Raw genomic sequence first — 18420 nt, 5'->3', positions numbered from 1 at the left:
CCTCCGTGGTACCACCCATGGTTTGCCATCTGCCTCACAACAAATAGCCTTAGCAGGTAAAGTGCCGCTAGGTAGTGGCGCTTCTCTTTACCTTGGGCACGGTAACGTGTGCCAGTCCGATTCTCCCTAGTCGCTTTTGCTACGAGAGCAGCAACACTTTCAGGAAAACAGCTCGGAGGCGACTTCGCAAATAAGGGATTAAGGCGACGGTTTCAGCAGGTCCGCTGCTCTCTGAACATAAGAGCCCTTATTACTTTTTCCTCTTCATAGCTATTGTCAGCAGTTGTACTTTTTTAGCTATTATATGCTTATTCGGAGGTTTAGTCAATACCGACGTTGCAAGTCCCGGGTACTGGAGCCAAAGTCCTTCCAGCGTCTAACAAAAAAAGATCGCAATCCGCCGAAGCCGGCGTACTGCGATCTTTTCTATACATACGCGTTTACGCGTTTACTTTTTCCTTCGCTGCAGTAGCCAGTTGGTTGAACGAGTTGATGTCGTTAACCGCCAGGTCAGCCAGCATCTTACGGTTTACTTCGATGCCAGCCAGCTTCAGGCCGTGCATCAGCTTGCTGTAGGACAGACCGTTTTGGCGAGCAGCCGCATTGATACGAACGATCCACAATTTGCGGAAGTCACGCTTCTTCTGACGGCGGTCACGGTATGCGTACATCAAGGACTTCATTACTTGTTCTTTAGCTGTTTTAAATAATCTATGTTTGGAACCGAAATAACCTTTTGCAAGCTTCAGGATTTTCTTACGACGACGTGTGCGGATAAAACCGCCTTTCACTCTTGCCATGTGAAATCTACCTCCAGATAGTTAATGTTTAAGTATATATACGGGTCAATCAGAACGTGTGAAAATTACTTAAGCAGGGAAATTTGCTGCTTCAGACGCTTTACATCGCCTTCAGCCATTACCGGGTTTGTGCCGAGCACGCGCTTTTGACGAGCGGATTTACCGGACAGCAGGTGGTTCTTGTATGCTTTGTAGCGTTTCACTTTACCGGTACCTGTGATTTTCAGACGGTCTTTCAAGCTGCTGTGAGTTTTCATTTTTGGCATTTGGGTTTTCCTCCTTAAGAGATGTGATTTATTGCGGTTTCGGCGACAAAATCATGATCATGCTACGGCCCTCGAGCTTCGGCTTCCGTTCAACCACGGACAGCTCCTCTACCTCCGTTGCCATGCGCTCCAGCTGGCGTTGTCCGATCTCGGCGTGGGCAATTTCCCGGCCGCGGAAACGAACCGACAGCTTCACTTTGTCTCCATCGTTCAAAAATTTCACGACGTTGCGCAGCTTCGTTTGAAAATCGTGTTCATCGATCGTTGCGCTCAGGCGAACTTCCTTCATTTCGACGACCTTCTGGTTCTTACGGGCTTCCTTCTCTTTCTTCTGCATCTCGTAGCGGTACTTCCCGTAATCCATGATTCGGCAGACCGGCGGCTTCGCCGTTGGAGCCACGTTAACCAAATCCATATTCGCATCCAGCGCCAATTGCAGCGCTTCACGAATCGGCTTGATACCTAACTGCTCGCCGTCCGAACCGATCAAACGAACTTCCTTCGCCCGAATTTCATCGTTAATCATGTGCTCTGTACTAATAACCTGCCACCTCCAAAGGATTGTACAAAAAAGGACGTAGGCGTAAATCGCCCACGTCCGTTTGGTTTCAAGTGAATGATAGAGCTGAATACAGCCTATCTCCAATAAGGTCACTCAAGATCATGAACCAGCCAACCTAGGTCGGTCAGGTGAGAAGCGGGCGCTTCTACTTTTTCGCACTAAAACAGTATATCACTTACAATTGCCCAAGTCAACTAGTACTAGCTTGCCTGCTTGCTCTGCATATCCTCGAGGCGAATGACCCGGGTATGCTGCGTATGGCTCCACTGCTTGTTGTTTTGTGTGAAGAACGCATAAAACGTAATAGGCCACCAAGACAACAGGAAGATCGGATACGTGATGATGTACAGGTAAGACTTCAGCGGTGCCTTCTCAATCATCATCGCCAGCGGGAACTGCGCATACGTTGCGACTGTAAACAGCGCGAATGCGGCCGGCATGAACGCATAAAGCGATGTGAAGGTCGGTACGCCGGGAAGCAGCTGGTCAATCCAAAGCACGATGGTCAGGATCGAGCCGATGAACAGGTTATATACGTTCGCCGCATAGACGGCGGAGTCGATCTTCGCCCAGTTGCCTTCCTTGATTCCCTGCCACAGCAGCGGGAAGAAGTAGCGGCGGGCTACGTCGAAGTGGCCCTGCATCCAGCGCAGACGCTGGCGGGCGGAAGCCTTGAAGGTCAGCGGCTTCTCGTCGTACACTCTCGCATCGTAGTTAAAAATCGGATTCACACCGCGCTGCACGCAGCGCATGGTAAACTCCAGGTCCTCGACGAGGCTCGTTGCGCCCCAGCCCATTTCCTTCAGCAGGTTGGTATCGAAGCACATCCCCGTGCCGCCAAGGAAGTTCGCAAGGCCCAGGTTCGTCCGAGGCAGCTGCCACAAGCGGTTGCAGTACCAGTAAGTGGTTGCATAGGCCGCCGTAATCCAAGAATCGTGCGGGTTCTTCGTATCCAGGTAGGCTTGAATGACCTTGGAGCCGTTGCACAGATCGTCGTTCATGTGCGTCAGATAATCCGGGCTCACGAGGTTATCGGCATCGAACATGACGATCGCATCATACTGGCGCTCCATCTTCCAGAGCTCCTTGAGCATCCATTCGATAGCGTAGCCTTTGCCGCGCAGCTTCGGATTGCTGCGTTCCATGGCGTATACGCCGTGGTCCCTTGCAATTTGCGCCGTGCCGTCCGTGCAGTTGTCACAAATGACGAATATATCGTAAAGCTCCTTCGGGTAATCCAGTGTTTTCAGGTTCTCAATCAGGGCTCCAACCACTTGCTCCTCGTTGTGAGCGGCTACCAGCACGGCAAATGACTTTTGCGGCGCATGGTGCTGTTTATTCTTGCGGCGGTACCAACCGAAAAACGTCAGCAACAGCTGATAGGCTCCAATGACAGCTAAGACGATCTGGATGCCTAACAGAATACTGTCCAGCATTACAAACATCCCCCTTTTTTGTACGTACCCTTTTTACTCGCTTGTATTTGCGTCTCTCTCTAAATGCCTCGAATCCATCATCGTGTAAGACTATTCGTTGGATTGAATTGGTTTTTCGCGGGTCGCCGAATATGATTTTCCTCTCTTTACGCTCTTTTGTCAAACACCCTTGAACCGCTAATGAGGGTCGATTCTGTAGTTCTGGCGAAAAAGCATGAGGTTTCCGGTCAGACGCTTCGCCAACCAACCTTTTACCTCTTATTTTCATCGTTTTTCAATCATTTTATAAGCGGGTGTTCGAAAAAAATCCATAATTGCCCCTCGCCTCCGAGACCACATCCAAGTAGCTCCCGTACAAGCGGCTGAAGATGTGCTCCCAGGATTGGCCAAGGCTGTAGCTTCGGCCTTCTCTGGCCAGCTCCAAGCGATAGAGCGGATCGGAATACAACACCTGCATCGCCCGTGTAAATGCTGCCGGCTCTCCCGGGGGACATAACAGTCCCGTGCGGCCGTGCTCGATGTTGTCCTTCACTCCGCCTGCCGCGGCCCCGATCACTGCCGTTCCCGAAGCCATTGCCTCCAGCACCACATTGCCGAAGGTCTCGGTTGCCGACGGAAAGACGAAGGCATCCGCCGCCGCGTACAGCTCACTTAACTCCTTGCCCATCTTAAATCCGGTAAACGTAACATCCTTGCGGTCCGCATACTGCTCCTGAAGCGGCCCCAGCAGAGGGCCGTCACCTGCAATGATCAAATGCGAGCGGGTACGTATGTCATCGCATAACCCGTCGAAAGCAGCAAGCAAAACGTCGATGCTTTTCTCCGGGGCCAACCTTCCAACATATAACAAGACGAAATGACTCGGATCAATGTTGCATTCGGCGAGAACCTTTCGGCGATCCACGAACGGATGGAACAGGTTCACCTCCACACCGCGCGACCATATTTCCAGATTATGCAGACCCTTGTCCAAAAGATGCTCTCGGGTTGATCTGGAAGGCACATAAATTTTTCGACATTCTTGATGAAACCACAGCATATATCGCCAAAGCATGGGCTCCATCCACTGCAGCTTATAATAGGATAAATATTGATCGAAATGAGTATGGTAGGAGGCTACGAGGGGAATGTGATTTCTCTTGGCATAGAACAAGCCCAAGAGTCCTAGGTTAAAAGGAGTGGCTACATGAATGAGATCGGGTGCAAAAGCCTTCCATGTCCTTCTTAGATTGATTGGGCTTAGAATGGCCATTCTGCACTCCGGATACAATAGAAAGGGAATACTGTAAAACCTTTCCACTGTTTGTCGGTCCGTATTCTCGGGAGACTGGCTTTGCGGTGCGAATACCTTGCACTCCACCCCGCGCGATTCCAAATAGTCCACCCATCGCCCAAGCGTTTTCGCCACACCGTTAATATCCGGCAGGAACGTGTCTGTGAAGATGGCTACTCTCATAATAACCTCCTCAAGGGAATTTGAAACGGGACAGCCCCAAATACGTATCGTATCAGGATCATCTTACCAAGTGAGTGTTAACCGAGAGTTATGGCTATGTGAAAAATGCCGGAGCTTCAGATTTGATATCCGGATGATACTGCGTTAACAATCGGCTGATATGATGAAATAAGCAACGAAGATATTCATTACAAGGAGGGCTTAAGCCTTGAGCAGAATGGTTACATGGCTGCAGGCTCGCGAGCGCCGTATGTTCTGCTGGGTAAACCAGCGGATGCAGCACGGCGTCCTAGACCGCTTGTTCGGCACGCTGACCCATTTGGGCGGTGCTACCGCCTCCATCATGATCGCGCTCTGCTTCGCCATATTCGCCCAGGGCAGCTGGAGGCTGGCGGGAATTCAGAGCTGCATCGCCCTAGCGGCAAGCCATATCCCCGTCGCCATCATGAAGAGGAAATATCCGCGGCTTCGTCCTTATCTTGTTCTACCCGATACGAATACCTGCAAGAACCCGCTGACCGACCACTCCTTCCCTTCGGGGCATACCACGGCCGTATTTTCGGTCGCGCTTCCCTTCATGTTCTTAAGTCCTTGGGCCGCAACCGCCCTGCTTCCCTTGGCTTCCCTGGTTGGGCTATCCCGCATTTATCTGGGACTGCACTATCCTTCGGACTGTATGGCGGGGGCATTCATCGGCACCGTAACCGCCCTGGGAACCGTTGCATTTTTCGGGTAAAAGCAGTAATGTTAAAATGGTGTAAATTCCACTCGGTACAAGGTATGGTGAGACGCACATGCGGAAAAAGAGGGTTCTGTTATTATCCGAAGGCTTCGGTGCCGGCCACACTCAGGCAGCACACGCGCTTTCCGTTCGCCTGCGCCAGCAATCACCCGAGGTTCAGACCCGCGTACTGGAGCTAGGCTCATTCCTTCATCCTACGATCGCTCCATGGATCTTCACCGCCTACAGGAAAACCGTCACCACCCAGCCCAAGCTTTACGGTATGGTGTATCGCTCCCAATATAAAAAATCGCTCAACCGCTTCACGCAGCTGGCATTGCACCGAATTTTCTACGCACAAACAGCGGAGATCATCCATCAGCTGCAGCCGGATACGATCGTCTGTACGCATCCGTTTCCGAATGTGGTGATCTCACGGCTCAAGCGCTTCGGTTTGAATATTCCGTTATGTACCGTCATTACGGACTATGATGCTCACGGCACCTGGGTGAGCCCTGAAGTGAATAAATACCTCGTGTCGACTCCCGCTGTAAAGGAAAAGCTGCTCAGCCGAGGCGTACCGGAGGAATCCATCGAGGTTACCGGCATTCCCGTTCACCCGAATTTCCTCGAGCAGAACAACCGGGAGGAGCTTCGGGATCGTTTCAGGCTGAAGCCGATGCCTACGGTGCTTGTCATGGGCGGCGGCTGGGGTCTGGTGAAGGACGAGGACTTCCTGCCTTACTTGACCAGGTGGAGAAACCGGATCCAGCTGATCATCTGCTTAGGCAGTAATGAGAAGGCGCTTGAAACGATGTCGGAGGACCCACGTTTTCAACACGACAATATTCGACTCCTTGGCTTCACGAATGAAATCGATAAATGGATGGACGTATCCGATCTTCTCATTACGAAGCCTGGCGGAATGACCTGCACGGAGGGACTTGCCAAAGGAATCCCGATGCTTTTCTACAAACCGATTCCCGGTCAGGAAGAAGAAAACCTGCAGTACTTTACTCAGCATGGATTCGGACAGCAAATCACCTCGGCCGAAACGATCGATCACTGGTTCGAGCTGCTGCTTAAACGGTATCCCGAGCTGCTTCAGCGCAGAGCCATGCTGACCGAGCGCCAGAGCAAGCCTCAAGTCAAGGACTGCTCGCAGGCCATTATGGAAATGCTGACCATGCAAAAAACCTTCGTGTAGGACTCTGTTACCAGGCCCTGCTCGAAGGTTTTTATTATTACTCGGCGTCGGTTTCGCTCTCTTCCGGCTTCGGTTCATTCATCATGGATTGTTTTACCGCCTGCAGATGCTCGGTAAGCGCCTGCTCACCGATCACTACCTCGACACGGTGAATCGGCATGCCTCTCTCGTGAAACTTCGTCTCATATTCCGTCATTATGAGATCCGTACGTGGGCCTTCGGCATGAAGGTCTAGAGATATGTTTCGCATCCGAAGCCCCATATCGGCAAAGGAATTCAAGGAGAATTCGAATAAAGACCTAGAATCCGTTTTAAAATGAATCTCGCCGCGCGCATTCAGCATGGACATGTATTTCGTCACGAAAGCATGATGGGTCAGCCTCCGGCGGGCATGCCGCTTCTTCGGCCAAGGATCACTGAAGTTCAGATACACGCGTTCCAGTTCACCCGGAGCAAACATATTCTCAATGGTCTCGATGTTAAACCGAGCCAGCTTCAGGTTGGACAAATCCCCGCCATGCTCCTCACGGGACTGAGCCGCCTTCTCCGAAGCACGGCGGACAAGCTCATCGTACATATCTACGCCTATGTAATTAATTTGCGGATTGAGCGCGCTCAGCTGGCTGATGAAACGCCCCTTGCCCATGCCGAGCTCCACATGAATCGGCCGATCATTGCCGAATACTTCTGCCCAGCGCCCTTTATATTGTGCCGCATCGAGTACGACCAGCTCCGGCTGTGCCTCGAGCGCTTCTATAATTCCTTTTCTCCCGCGTAACCGCATGTCTTGCAGCCTCCTTCTGTACAAAGGGATTATACCCTTAATTCAGGAGAAATAAAAGACCGGTTAACCGCCACTGGAGCGGCAGTTAACCGGACTTTCCCTTTACGCTTCGATCAGCTGGTAGTGCAGCTTATCCGATTCCGGCAGCAGAAGCTGCTCCATCTGGGAGCGAAGCTTACGCTTCGCTTCAGCAAGCAGACCCGGCTGTTCGTGAAATCGCACACCGCTGGCTAACGCCATCGCTTCCTTTAGAGAAAGCTCGATGGTCAGCTTTTCATTCCCTTGGGGGATTTTCATGCCACCTATCCCCTTCCGTGTACCTTAGCGGTTGTTGGTGTTGAAGTCGCGGTCCCGGTTACGGCTCCGCAGACCCGCCAAGCCCAAAAGACCTAAAAGACCTAACCAGCCCCAGTCCGTATCGTTATCCGTAGCTGCAGTCGTACGATACGTACCGGTATTGTAGTTGCCTGTATATCCAGTACCGGTAGTAGTATCGTTCGTGTTGTTATAAGTGCTCATGCGATCCATCATATTATCGCTGTAATTGCGCACGGCATTACCCATGTTGGCAATCCCTGCGCCGATGCCTGTGCCAGTCCCTGTTGTACCGGCACCTGTTGTACCTGTCCCTGTTGTACCGGTCGTACCAGTAGTTCCTGTAGTTGTACCGGTAGTCCCTGTAGTACCAGTGGTTCCTGTAGTAGTACCGGTAGTTCCGGTAGTACCATAGGTACCGGTAGTCGTACCTACATTGCCGTAGTCGCCTGTAGTCATCCCTGCACCGTAGGTACCGGAAGAAGTGCTGGTCGTATGCGTTCCATTCGTGGAAGTACCAGCGGCTCCTGTTCCGGAAGTTTCAGCAAACGCCTGTCCGCCAAAGCCCAAAGAAGCAGTCAAAGCCAACGCCAGAACGGTCTTGTTAAACTTGTTCATCGATTGTCTTCTCCCTTCAAAAGTGCTTGATTTGTTGTTGCAAACATAGCATGGACTCGGAAGCAGGTTCTTATCCTGTGGAAGATACAGGAGCATGTGAAGCTCTGGGAATGGTTCGCAATTCGGGCGCGGATTCGGTACAATAGAGGCGGATACATTAATGAAGGAAACTTTGTTCGAGGAGAGGAACGCATCATGAAGCCGGAAGCAACGACGTCTCCCCGGTTATGGGGGGACAAGCGTTTTCATACATGGAATTATGAAATGAGGCGGCAGTTCGGCACGAAGGTATTCAAAGTCATGCTCGATGCCGGATTTACTTGTCCGAACCGGGACGGTAATATCGCCATCGGAGGCTGCACGTTTTGCAGCGCGCGAGGGTCAGGGGATTTTGCCGGCAGCCGTAGGGATGACTTGGTAACACAGTTCAACAGCATTCGGGACCTTCAGCACAAAAAATGGCCGGAAGCCAAATATATCGGATATTTTCAAGCCTATACCAACACGTATGCTCCGGTGGAGGAGCTGCGGGAGTATTATGAAGTGATTTTGCAGCAGCCGGGTGTGGTGGGGCTTTCCATTGCGACTCGCCCGGATTGCTTACCGGATGACGTGGTGGAATATTTAGCCGAGCTGAACCAGCGCACCTATTTATGGGTGGAGCTGGGACTTCAGACGATTCACGAAAGCACCTCAGAGCTGATTAATCGCGCACATGACACAGACTGTTACCTGGATGCGGTAAGAAGATTACGCAAGCATGGCATTCGGGTATGTTCCCATATTATTTACGGACTTCCGCAAGAAAGCCATGAAATGATGCTGGAGACCGGGCGAGCTGTAGCCAAAATGGATGTGCAGGGAATCAAAATCCATCTACTCCACCTGATGCGCAAAACGCCTATGGTCAAGCAATATGAAGCCGGACTGCTGCGGTTTTTGGAAAAGGATGAGTATGTGAAGCTGGTTGTCGATACGTTGGAAATTTTGCCCCCGGACATGATTGTACACCGGCTTACCGGGGATGCGCCCAGAGATTTATTGATCGGACCGATGTGGAGTCTGAAAAAATGGGAAGTGCTGAACGCGTTCGATCACGAGCTGCGAAGCCGCGATACTTGGCAGGGAAAGCTTTACCGGCCTTAGAGGGTTCATTTCCGCGGTAAGGGAGCCGATATAATGGGTAGCTTCATTTCCCAGGATAGAGACATCTACTGATTGAGGAATAGAGGGGATAGCCCATGAGAAAAAATGTAACTTGGTATACAGGGATTGTGCTCGGCGCAGCGGTGCTGGCCTTGGCCGCATGCGGCGAGAAGGCGCCGGAGCCGGCAAAGCCGGCGGTGACTGCGCCCGCGATAGGCGAGCTGGCGACGCCCCCGAAGGCGGAGTCCGGCGTTAGCACGCCGGGCGGCGCGGTGAGCCCGGGGGCGGCGGCGAGCGCTAACGCGGGCGGGGACGCAGGCGCTGGCGGAGCCGGCGGCAGCGCGGCAAGCGGCGGACCGGCGGCAGCACCCGCTGCGCCGGCTCAATCGCCGGTGGCCACGGTGCAGCCGCCGGCTCAGCCGACGCCGAAGCCGGCCGCGCAGCCGGTGCAGGAGCCGGCGAAGGCGGCGTCGGAGCCCGCCAAGGCGAGCGAGCCGGCCACGACAGCGCCGAGCGAGCCGCTGACGCCGCCGAAGGCGACGTCGGAGCCGGCGGGAGCTCCCGGCGAGACGGTAGGCGCAGGCACAGGTAAAGGAGAGCTGCATGACGTGCCGCGGGCGGGCGCTGGGAAGTAACGTTGGCGCTCAGACCCTATGGCAAAAGTAATTAGCGGACTTTCAGGGTCATATTCCTTACATTTGCTCCTATTTAACACGAATAACGGATTTTTACGGACTTATTTTGCTTATATTATCGATTTTCCCTTGTTTATTTTGTTTTCGTTTCAAATAAGGCCTTCGGAATCCGCTAATCGCAAAACGATCGCATTTATAGGGATAATAAGACCTTCAAAGTCCGTTATTTCCTCGGAATCTTATATACGGAAGGACTAGAGACATCGTGGGCTTCGTATCCATTCTCAGCTTTGCCCATCAACTGATCGAGGCGCGTGTGCAGCCGGGCGAAATCGTCATCGACGCTACCGCAGGGAACGGAGTCGACACCGTCTTCCTGTCCCGCCGAGTCGGTTCCGCAGGCGTCGTTCACGCCTTCGACATTCAATCCCAGGCGCTGGAGCAAACCGCTCTGCGCCTCGCAGCAGAACAGCCGGACAGCGATGTCCGGCTGCACTTATGCAGCCACGCGGAGCTGCTTGAGCGCGTGCCGCAAGAGCAGCACGGCAAGGTAGCCGCGGTCATGTACAACCTCGGCTACCTGCCGGGACAGGACCATGCCGTCACTACCACGGCCTCCTCCACCCTTCCTGCGCTTGATGCGTCCGCTCAGCTGCTTCGCCGCGGCGGGGTCATCACGATCGTGCTGTACACGGGTCATCCGGGCGGCATGGAGGAGGCGGAAGCGGTTGAGGCTTGGGCTGCAGCGCTTCCTCAGAAGGAATTTCAAGTGCTGCAATACCGTTTTCTTAACCAAAAAAATCACCCTCCCTATGTCATCGCTATAGAAAAGAGATAGCTAGATAAGCTATAATCCTTAGCATGAAGGGTTCTTTTACCAAATAGAGAAAGCAGGGAGCAGAGAGTTGAAACCATATCCTTTACAATTCAAGCCGGAATTTAAAGAACGTGTCTGGGGAGGCCGGGCTTTGGAGCAATTCGGATTCGACCTGCCGGAAGGCCATATCGGCGAAGGCTGGATGATCGGAGACCATCCGAACGGAACCACCTCCGTCATGAACGGCGAGCTTGCAGGCCTCGGTCTGGACCAAATCCGCGAGCAATATGGCGAGGCATTTTTCGGAAGCAAGGGCTTCTCCAAGAAAAACGGACGCTTTCCGCTGCTGATTAAGCTTCTCGATTGCAATGACGATTTGTCGGTGCAGGTGCACCCGAATGACGATTATGAGCGACTCCAGCCGGGCGAGCTGGGCAAAACCGAGATGTGGTACATTCTTGATGCCAAGCCGGGCGCAAAAATCATTTACGGTCTGAAGGACGGCGTGACACGTGAGTCACTTGCGCAGGCTATCGAGGAGAATCGCATCATGGACTGTCTGAATGAGATTTCAGTCGCTGCCGGCGACTCCTTCTATATTCCGGCGGGCACGATTCACGCTCTGGGTGCGGGCGTTTTGGTCGCCGAAATTCAGCAGAACTCCGACACAACCTATCGAGTGTACGACTATAATCGTCTTGGCCTGGACGGCAAGCCGCGCGAGCTGCATGTGGAGGACTCGCTTAATGTAACGGCCTATGAGGGCTCCGGCGCTACTTATATGAAGACGGACTTGTCCCAGGACAACAGCTGGCTGACCTTGGCGGACACGCCTTTCTTCGTTACGGAGAAAGGGCATGTGGAGGGCTCCTGGAGCTTGCAGACGACACCCGAGAGCTTCCTGATTCATATCATTTGCGACGGTACGGGAACGATTCGTTGGGACGGCGGCGAGGTGCCTGTGAAGCCTGGGGACTGTTATCTGATCCCTGCCAACCTGGGCGCTTACACGCTGCAAGGAAGCATGACCGTACTCCGAAGCTACTTACCGTAATCATAACGCAAAAAACACCGTACCTGGCGCTGAGCTGCAGCGTTTTCCAGGTACGGTGTTTTTATTATACTACTGCTGCATCTGCATCCATCGCGTAGGCTTGGGCTTTTGCCGCCCCGTCCGGCGGGAAATAAGCAATGAGCAGCTGCGGCTTGCCCGGCTCCAGCTCACCAGAGGATAAATAGCGCGCAAGATCGAATGGCACAACCTCCACCATGACATGCTTGTGAAGGTCCTTCTCGCTGATCCGCAGCTCAGCGAAACCGCCTGCCGCCTGCTCCGGATGCTCCGCCAGCAGCCGCATGTAGGCTAACTGCTGTGCCTTGTCGAGAGTGAAATCCCACCAGATTTTCCGCGGCTTGTACTTGTGATTCTGGAAGTAATCGAGCTTCATGAGCCCTTCAACCACATCCATTCGCTCCGTTCCCCGATCCTGCAGGAAAGCGAGCAATCGCGTGAATAGATCCTCCAGCTGATGCCCGATCTTCTGCCAGCCCTGCGCTTCCCAATAATCCCCGAACTCTTGAAAGAAATCGAAGGGCGAAGCAAATTCCCGCGTGATCAAATACTCCACCGTTTGATCCATCCGGTGCGCATTCCAATACTTCTCCAGCACATCCTCCACCCGCTTGATTCTCACCAAATCCGAGAAAGGAAGGATGTCGTTACCCAAAATTTCGTAAGGCGCATGGTCCATATAAATGTAGCCGTATTTCTCCGCATCATGCCTCATGCCGGTACCGCGAAGCATCTTGAGAAAGCCGAGCTGCAGCTCCTCCGGCCGTAAGACGAATACATCGTTGAACGTTTTGCGGAAGCTGTAGTAATCCTCCTCCGGCAGCCCGGCAATGAGATCCAAATGCTGATCGATCTTGCCGCTTTCCTTCACCTTCATGACCGTCCGTGTCAATTTGGAGAAGTTTTGTCTTCGCTTCACCAGGCTGTTGGTGAGATCATTCGTCGACTGCACGCCGATTTCGAAGCGGAACACGCCTGGAGGCGCATTTTCAGCTAAGTAGTCCAGCACCTCGGGCCGCATAATATCCGCCGTAATCTCGAACTGGAACACGCAGCCGCGATGGTTCCGGATCAGGAACTCGAAAATCTCCATTGCATAGTCACGCTTGATATTGAAGGTGCGGTCAACGAACTTGATCAGCTTTGCTCCGGAGTCGATCAAATACAACAGATCGCTCTTCGTCCGTTCCATGTCGAAATACCGCACACCCACTTCTATAGAAGAAAGGCAAAATTGGCAGCTGAACGGACAGCCCCGGCTTGTCTCGAAGTACACGACACGGCTTGCCAGGCTAGGCACATCCTCGGCAAACCGATGAGGCGACGGAATGTCATCCAGCTGAAGCTTCGGACGCGGTGCGTTCAGCACGACACTGCCATCCTTCTTGCTCCGGTAAGCAAGCCCAAAGACGCTGTAGTACGCCTTATCTCCTTGGAGCTCCGTGAGCAGGTGGTGGAAGGTTTCCTCCCCCTCCCCCATTACGATGAAATCCACCTCGGGCAGACGGTTCATCCAATAGTCCGTATCGTACGAAACCTCCGGCCCGCCGAGTACGATCGTTACGTTCGGCATAATTTTGCGAAGCATTCCGATCACGACGATTGTCTCTTCAATGTTCCAAATATAACAGGAGAAGCCGATCACATCCGGCTTTCGTTGGTAAAGGTCCGATACGATGTTCATGGCCGGGTCCTTGATCGTATACTCCGCGATGGCAATGCTCGGGAAGTCCTTCTCAGCAAACGATTTCAAATAGCGAAGCGCAAGCGACATATGAATATATTTGGCGTTTAACGTGGATAGAACGATGTTCATAAGGGTATGCAATTCCTTTATATCAAGTGGATTTATCCCTCAATTCTACACGGAAACCTGCATGATTACAAAAAAAAGAAAATGGAATCCGAAGTTCGATCCCATTTTCCCATCTACCATGAATAAGTGGTTTGCGTTCCGTCGATCTCGGGAGTTAGTGCGGATAGCGTAAAAGCATCCTGCCCTTCTTCCGTCCACACATTCGCTTGCGACTGCAGCTGTTCCTCGACCTGCTCTTTCTTTGTCAGAAGCTCCTCGACGTTCCCTTCGGTCCGGCCGATCGTCTCCTTCAGCTGATTTCGCTGCTCCAATCGTTTCGCCATTTGGTACAGTATCATCATCTTACATCCTTTCGTTTGTTTTATTCTGTCCCTTATCTTACACACTAAATATGAAGACAAGATTAGAGGAATATAAACGTACCGTTAAAAATTCCCCGATACATACTGTATTCAGATTTGGAAATAGTTTTACCGATATTTGTGAAAAATATGTGCCCGCATGATTTACTTTGGAAAGTCGGCATGTGTTAGCCTGTTTCGGCTTGAGTGGTTCGCTGTGGTATAGTAGTAAGTAGCAGGTAGGCTTGCTATTCACGGGCATAAGTGTAATGGATGATGCCTGACGCCGATGACGCACCGTGAACGTCTTATCGGATGGGGCCGGTGGACTCGAGGCACGATTCCTAATTACACGCAAACCGGCCTGTTGAAGCAGCTTTTATCCAAATGAACGACTTATCGGGTAAGAAACGGAGCGTATCCTTGATGAATAAAGTAAAGCCACATGGTAGGAAAAATGGAGCCTCACGACCGCGCCCCTCGCTTGGGACGGCAGAGGACGTGAAGGTAGGCGACCGGATTGTCGTCACTATTAAGCGGATCGGCATTAACGGAGAAGGCGTCGGCTACTACAAGCGCAAAGCTGCGTTCATTGACGGCGCTTTGCCTGAAGAAGTGGTGAAGGCTACCGTCACCAAGGTGGAGTCCAGCTTCCTCACCGCCAAGCTGGTCGGCATTGAGAAAAAGTCGCCGGATCGGGTCAAGCCACCCTGCCCTGTCTATGAGAGCTGCGGCGGCTGCCAGCTGCAGCATATGTCCTATCCCGCCCAGCTGCGGGCCAAGGAGGAGATTGTCCGGGAGTCGTTCTCCCGGTACGCCAAGCTGACGGAGCTCCCGCTCCGTCCGATCCTCGGCATGGAGGACCCGTGGGGCTACCGCAACAAGTCCCAGCTTCAAGTGGGCCGCGAGGGCGACCGGGTGATTACCGGCTTGTACTCTCCCGGGACCCATAAGCTGGTGGATATTGCAGGCTGTGCGGTTCAGCATCCGGTCATTAATCAGGTTACCGGCCAGGTTAGGGACATATTAATCGAGTTGAATATCCCTATCTACCATGAACGTTCGCGGCAGGGTGTCGTCCGTACGATTGTCGCGCGGGTAGGCCGTCAATCCGGGGAGGTTCAGGTGACGCTCATCACGGCGGCTGACCGCATTCCTCAGCAGCAGGAGCTGGTGAAACGCATTCGTGTGAACCTGCCTATGGTTACCACTATTGCGCAGAACATCAATAAAGCGGATTCGCCCCTGATCTTCGGGGAAAAAACGGTGCTGCTCTGGGGGAAGGAACGGCTGGACGAGATGCTCGGCGAGGTTCGCTTCTCGCTATCCCCGCGGGCCTTCTTCCAGCTCAATCCCGAGCAGACGGTGAAGCTGTACGACGCCGTAAGCGAGGCTGCCGCCTTGACAGGCGAGGAGCTCGTCGTCGACGCCTATTGCGGCTCCGGCACGATCGGGCTCTGGCTGGCTCCGCAGGCGCATGAGGTGCGCGGCGTCGAGCTCATCCCGGAGGCGGTCGACGATGCCCGCCGGAACGCTAGAGACAGCGGTGCGGACAACGCCCGCTTCTACGTCGGCCGGGCCGAGAAGCTGCTGCCCGAGTGGGTCCGCAGCGGAATTCGCCCCGACGTCGTCGTCGTGGACCCGCCGCGCACCGGCTGCGAGCGCCCGCTGCTGGACGCCGTGATTACGGCTCAGCCCGAGCGGCTCGTGTATGTGTCGTGCAACCCGTCCACGCTGGCGAAGGACTGCAAGGTGCTGCTGGACGGCGGCTTCCGTCTGGAGTGGATCCAGCCGGTGGATATGTTTCCGCAGACGAGTCACGTGGAGTGTTGTGCTTTACTCACTAGAAAATAACATGTTTGAAAGGAGAACTTAACATGACTAAGAGTGATATCGGCAATGTAAAGGCATTATTGCCGGAACAACGTGAAGAACTACTCCAAACGCTCAAAGCCCGTTTTGAGAAACACATGAATCGCCATCAAGGTCTTGAATGGGCAAACCTGCAAGCAAAGCTCGAAGCGCATCCTGAAAAACTGTGGTCACTCTATGAAATGGAGAGAACCGGCGGTGAACCGGATGTTATTGGTCATGACTCGAAGACGGACGAATATATTTTTTACGATTGTTCCGCGGAAAGCCCTAAAGGGCGCAGAAGTATTTGTTACGACCGTGAAGCGCTGGAGTCAAGGAAGGAACATAAACCGCAAAATAATGCGATCGATATGGCAGCTGCTATGGGCATCGAGCTTTTAACAGAAGAACAATACCGCGGGCTGCAGAAGCTTGGAAATTTTGATTTGAAAACTTCAAGCTGGGTGACAACACCCGCTAATATTAGAAAACTCGGCGGGGCCATCTTTTGCGATCGTCGCTACGACACGGTCTTCGTGTACCACAATGGAGCCGAATCCTACTATGCTGCTAGAGGGTTCCGCGGCTCGCTAAGGGTCTAAAATTGGGGCGAGGAGCCTAAGATCACCCTCTTCCCATGAATGGAGATTTGGGGTACCATAAAATGGATGAATTTTCACTTGGAATGGAGGCCAAAAATCCATCATGTTCATCGTAAACGTGGAGGGCGCCGTCTACCGGGACGATCAATGGCTCGTGATTACACGAAGCATGAAAGAAGAACACGCAGGGGGGACTCTGTCACTGGCGGGAGGAAAGGTAGATGCCGAAGGAAATTCGGCTGACATCCTGGAGCGGACGATAAAACGAGAGCTGTCTGAAGAGGTCGGCATCGAAATCAAGGATACAGTTACTTTTGTGTATAGCTCCTCATTCGTGACGGATGATGGATGCAGCGTAATCAATGTGGTCTTCCTCTGCGAGTACAACCAAGGCACAGCCCACTGCAAGAGTCCCGATGAGGTGGAAGCCGTCCACTGGATGACCAGCGAGGAGATCATGAACCATCCCACGGCTCCTCCGTGGACCAAAGAAAGCATCAGAAGAGCCGCATTAGCCAGAAGGCAGCTAAGCTAACAAAGTGATCCTCTGACACATCCGGTTTTGATCCAAGTTTCCCTCTCGGGTTCCCCTCTTCCCGGCTTCTTCGGATAGGTCCCGCGAGGTCCGCACAATATTCCAGTGAAAGATCCAAATACATATACTTTTCGTACACCCATAAACCGATGGTTTGTGGGTAGTTTTATTTGGGAATCGGAAATCGACCGCAATCGAAACAAGGAAGAGTAAGAAGCAGCATTTCAGACAGCCCATGGAGGTGTACGCGTATGGAACGATTATGGACGAAATCCTTTATTCAGATGACGTTAGGCATGCTTGTCTTATTCACCGGCTTTTATTTGCTGCTGCCCACGATGCCGCTCTTTATTAAAGAGCTGGGCGGCAACGAATCCCAGGTCGGTCTGGCTGCAGGAGCCTTCACCCTGACGGCGGTCATCTTTCGCCCTGTTGTCGGGGGCTTGCTGGACCGGTATGGCAGAAGGCCGTTCATGGTCTGGGGACTGGTCTTCTTTGTCCTCTCGATGTATTTATATAACTGGATCGGCGGCATTGCCCTCCTTCTTGCCTTGCGGGTGCTTCACGGCGCAAGCTGGGCCTTCTCTACCACGGCCGTCAGCACTTCGGTTACCGATATTATTCCTATAGCCCGTCGGGGGGAAGGTATGGGATGGTTCGGCATGGCGATGACCATCGCGATGGCCATCGGCCCAATGCTTGGAATATGGGTTGTACAGAAGGGATCGTTCCACAGCCTGTTTCTTTTGGCGGCCGGTCTATCTGTGGTAGCCCTAATACTTGTATTTACAACGAAACTCCCTGCTCAACCGCAAACCGAGATCCGGCGTATCGTTCTATTCGAAAAATCCGTATTGCCTGTCACAACGTCGCTTTTTTTCCTGACGATCGCTTACGGCGGGATCACGACCTTCCTTCCGCTGTTCGCAGATTCGATTCAGGTCAATCCCGGTACCTTCTTTCTGGTCTACGCCGTGGCGCTTACGCTCACAAGACCCTTCGCGGGCAAGCTGTCCGATCGGCTCGGTGAAGCCTATATCATCGTCCCGGCCCTTGCGGTTACCGTCTCTTCCTTGCTTGTATTGAGCTTCTCTAACGGGCTGGGCGGGCTTCTGGTCTCCGCCGTGCTGTTCGGTATCGGTATGGGCTCCGCACAGCCGGCTCTTCAAGCGGCAAATCTCCGTTTGGCTCCCCAGGATAAGAAGGGCGTGGCCAACGCATCGTTCCTGACAGCATTCGATCTTGGGATCGGACTCGGTGCCATCTTGCTGGGCTGGGTTTCCCAATACACCGGATACGCCGCCTTGTTCATCGTTTGTGCAGCGTCAGTTGCGGTTTCGGCAGTCGTGTTTGCAGCCCTTGCCAGACAGAAATTATCGGAGAAGCGCTCTGTACTAGAGCCTTAACGCCGAACCCCATGAACCCTTATTATGAGAG

The 18420-nt window shown here is 53.0% G+C and carries 20 protein-coding genes and 1 other annotated feature; of the genes, 9 read left to right on the top strand and 11 right to left on the bottom strand.

The features are described 5' to 3' along the window. Positions 1–440: 440 nt before the first annotated feature. The 5 genes from rplT to RAC89_RS14930 all read right to left on the bottom strand — a co-directional run bounded on the left by rplT (position 441) and on the right by RAC89_RS14930 (position 4520). On the bottom strand, positions 441–800 hold the full coding sequence (gene rplT, locus RAC89_RS14950) for a 50S ribosomal protein L20 (protein ID WP_284643959.1): 360 nt from the start codon (positions 798–800) through the stop codon (positions 441–443). A 65-nt stretch (positions 801–865) separates the two neighbouring features. Continuing rightward, positions 866–1066 (bottom strand): 50S ribosomal protein L35, encoded by a 201-nt coding sequence (gene rpmI, locus RAC89_RS14945; protein ID WP_284643956.1) that lies wholly within the window; start codon positions 1064–1066, stop codon positions 866–868. Positions 1067–1094: 28 nt separating this feature from the next. Continuing rightward, positions 1095–1592 carry a translation initiation factor IF-3 gene (infC, locus tag RAC89_RS14940; protein ID WP_306614390.1) on the bottom strand — a complete coding sequence of 166 codons (498 nt, stop codon included), beginning with the start codon at positions 1590–1592 and terminating at the stop codon, positions 1095–1097. Positions 1593–1627: 35 nt separating this feature from the next. After that, positions 1628–1785: a sequence feature (ribosomal protein L20 leader region), on the bottom strand. Positions 1786–1828: 43 nt separating this feature from the next. Then, positions 1829–3064 carry a glycosyltransferase family 2 protein gene (locus RAC89_RS14935; protein ID WP_306614388.1) on the bottom strand — a complete coding sequence of 412 codons (1236 nt, stop codon included), beginning with the start codon at positions 3062–3064 and terminating at the stop codon, positions 1829–1831. A gap of 283 nt (positions 3065–3347) precedes the next feature. Then, positions 3348–4520 (bottom strand): glycosyltransferase family 4 protein, encoded by a 1173-nt coding sequence (locus tag RAC89_RS14930; protein WP_306614386.1) that lies wholly within the window; start codon positions 4518–4520, stop codon positions 3348–3350. Between the two features lie 208 nt (positions 4521–4728). On the opposite strand from RAC89_RS14930, the gene RAC89_RS14925 reads away from it, so the two are divergent. Continuing rightward, positions 4729–5256: a phosphatase PAP2 family protein gene (locus tag RAC89_RS14925; protein WP_306614384.1), complete on the top strand. Its 528-nt coding sequence runs from the start codon at positions 4729–4731 to the stop codon at positions 5254–5256. Between the two features lie 58 nt (positions 5257–5314). Beyond that, positions 5315–6448 (top strand): MGDG synthase family glycosyltransferase, encoded by a 1134-nt coding sequence (locus RAC89_RS14920; RefSeq protein WP_306614383.1) that lies wholly within the window; start codon positions 5315–5317, stop codon positions 6446–6448. A gap of 37 nt (positions 6449–6485) precedes the next feature. Here the strand turns inward: RAC89_RS14920 and trmB are convergent, their stop codons facing one another. The 3 genes from trmB to RAC89_RS14905 form a co-directional block, all read right to left on the bottom strand. Next, a complete protein-coding gene (gene trmB / locus RAC89_RS14915) occupies positions 6486–7232 on the bottom strand; it encodes a tRNA (guanosine(46)-N7)-methyltransferase TrmB (protein WP_306614382.1) in 747 nt (248 codons plus the stop codon). 102 nt (positions 7233–7334) lie between these two features. Further along, positions 7335–7529, bottom strand: coding sequence for a hypothetical protein (locus RAC89_RS14910; protein WP_306614380.1), 195 nt, complete (start codon positions 7527–7529; stop codon positions 7335–7337). A gap of 24 nt (positions 7530–7553) precedes the next feature. Continuing rightward, on the bottom strand, positions 7554–8165 hold the full coding sequence (locus RAC89_RS14905) for a WGxxGxxG-CTERM domain-containing protein (protein WP_306614378.1): 612 nt from the start codon (positions 8163–8165) through the stop codon (positions 7554–7556). 195 nt (positions 8166–8360) lie between these two features. Between RAC89_RS14905 and mnmL the strand changes: the two genes are divergently transcribed. Next, positions 8361–9311 carry a tRNA modification radical SAM protein MnmL/YtqA gene (gene mnmL, locus RAC89_RS14900; protein WP_306614376.1) on the top strand — a complete coding sequence of 317 codons (951 nt, stop codon included), beginning with the start codon at positions 8361–8363 and terminating at the stop codon, positions 9309–9311. Between the two features lie 415 nt (positions 9312–9726). Here mnmL and RAC89_RS14895 read toward each other — a convergent pair whose 3' ends face one another. Then, a complete protein-coding gene (locus tag RAC89_RS14895; RefSeq protein ID WP_306614374.1) occupies positions 9727–10026 on the bottom strand; it encodes a hypothetical protein in 300 nt (99 codons plus the stop codon). Positions 10027–10211: 185 nt separating this feature from the next. Between RAC89_RS14895 and mnmM the strand changes: the two genes are divergently transcribed. Both mnmM and RAC89_RS14885 read left to right on the top strand, forming a co-directional pair. Then, positions 10212–10784: a tRNA 5-(aminomethyl)-2-thiouridylate-methyltransferase MnmM gene (mnmM, locus tag RAC89_RS14890; RefSeq protein WP_306614372.1), complete on the top strand. Its 573-nt coding sequence runs from the start codon at positions 10212–10214 to the stop codon at positions 10782–10784. Between the two features lie 67 nt (positions 10785–10851). After that, positions 10852–11817, top strand: a complete 966-nt coding sequence (locus tag RAC89_RS14885) for a type I phosphomannose isomerase catalytic subunit (protein WP_306614370.1) — start codon at positions 10852–10854, stop codon at positions 11815–11817. A 64-nt stretch (positions 11818–11881) separates the two neighbouring features. Here RAC89_RS14885 and RAC89_RS14880 read toward each other — a convergent pair whose 3' ends face one another. Together RAC89_RS14880 and RAC89_RS14875 are read right to left on the bottom strand one after the other, a co-directional pair. Next, the gene (locus RAC89_RS14880) at positions 11882–13651 is read right to left on the bottom strand and encodes a B12-binding domain-containing radical SAM protein (protein ID WP_306614368.1); all 1770 of its coding nucleotides are present in this window, start codon (positions 13649–13651) and stop codon (positions 11882–11884) included. A gap of 113 nt (positions 13652–13764) precedes the next feature. After that, positions 13765–13974 carry a hypothetical protein gene (locus RAC89_RS14875; RefSeq protein WP_306614367.1) on the bottom strand — a complete coding sequence of 70 codons (210 nt, stop codon included), beginning with the start codon at positions 13972–13974 and terminating at the stop codon, positions 13765–13767. A 444-nt stretch (positions 13975–14418) separates the two neighbouring features. On the opposite strand from RAC89_RS14875, the gene rlmD reads away from it, so the two are divergent. The 4 genes from rlmD (at position 14419) to RAC89_RS14855 (ending at position 18389) form a co-directional block, all read left to right on the top strand. Further along, the gene (rlmD, locus tag RAC89_RS14870) at positions 14419–15846 is read left to right on the top strand and encodes a 23S rRNA (uracil(1939)-C(5))-methyltransferase RlmD (protein WP_306614365.1); all 1428 of its coding nucleotides are present in this window, start codon (positions 14419–14421) and stop codon (positions 15844–15846) included. Between the two features lie 23 nt (positions 15847–15869). Beyond that, the gene (locus RAC89_RS14865) at positions 15870–16448 is read left to right on the top strand and encodes a DUF4256 domain-containing protein (RefSeq protein WP_306614363.1); all 579 of its coding nucleotides are present in this window, start codon (positions 15870–15872) and stop codon (positions 16446–16448) included. Between the two features lie 103 nt (positions 16449–16551). Then, a complete protein-coding gene (locus tag RAC89_RS14860; RefSeq protein WP_306614361.1) occupies positions 16552–16983 on the top strand; it encodes an NUDIX hydrolase in 432 nt (143 codons plus the stop codon). 251 nt (positions 16984–17234) lie between these two features. Then, complete coding sequence (locus RAC89_RS14855; protein ID WP_306614359.1) at positions 17235–18389, top strand: MFS transporter; 1155 nt, start codon at positions 17235–17237, stop codon at positions 18387–18389. Positions 18390–18420 lie beyond the last annotated feature (31 nt).

The sequence above is a fragment of the Paenibacillus sp. GD4 genome (assembly GCF_030846225.1).
Taxonomy (GTDB): domain Bacteria; phylum Bacillota; class Bacilli; order Paenibacillales; family NBRC-103111; genus Paenibacillus_G; species Paenibacillus_G silviterrae.
This window is presented reverse-complemented; position numbering and strand designations above follow the sequence as displayed.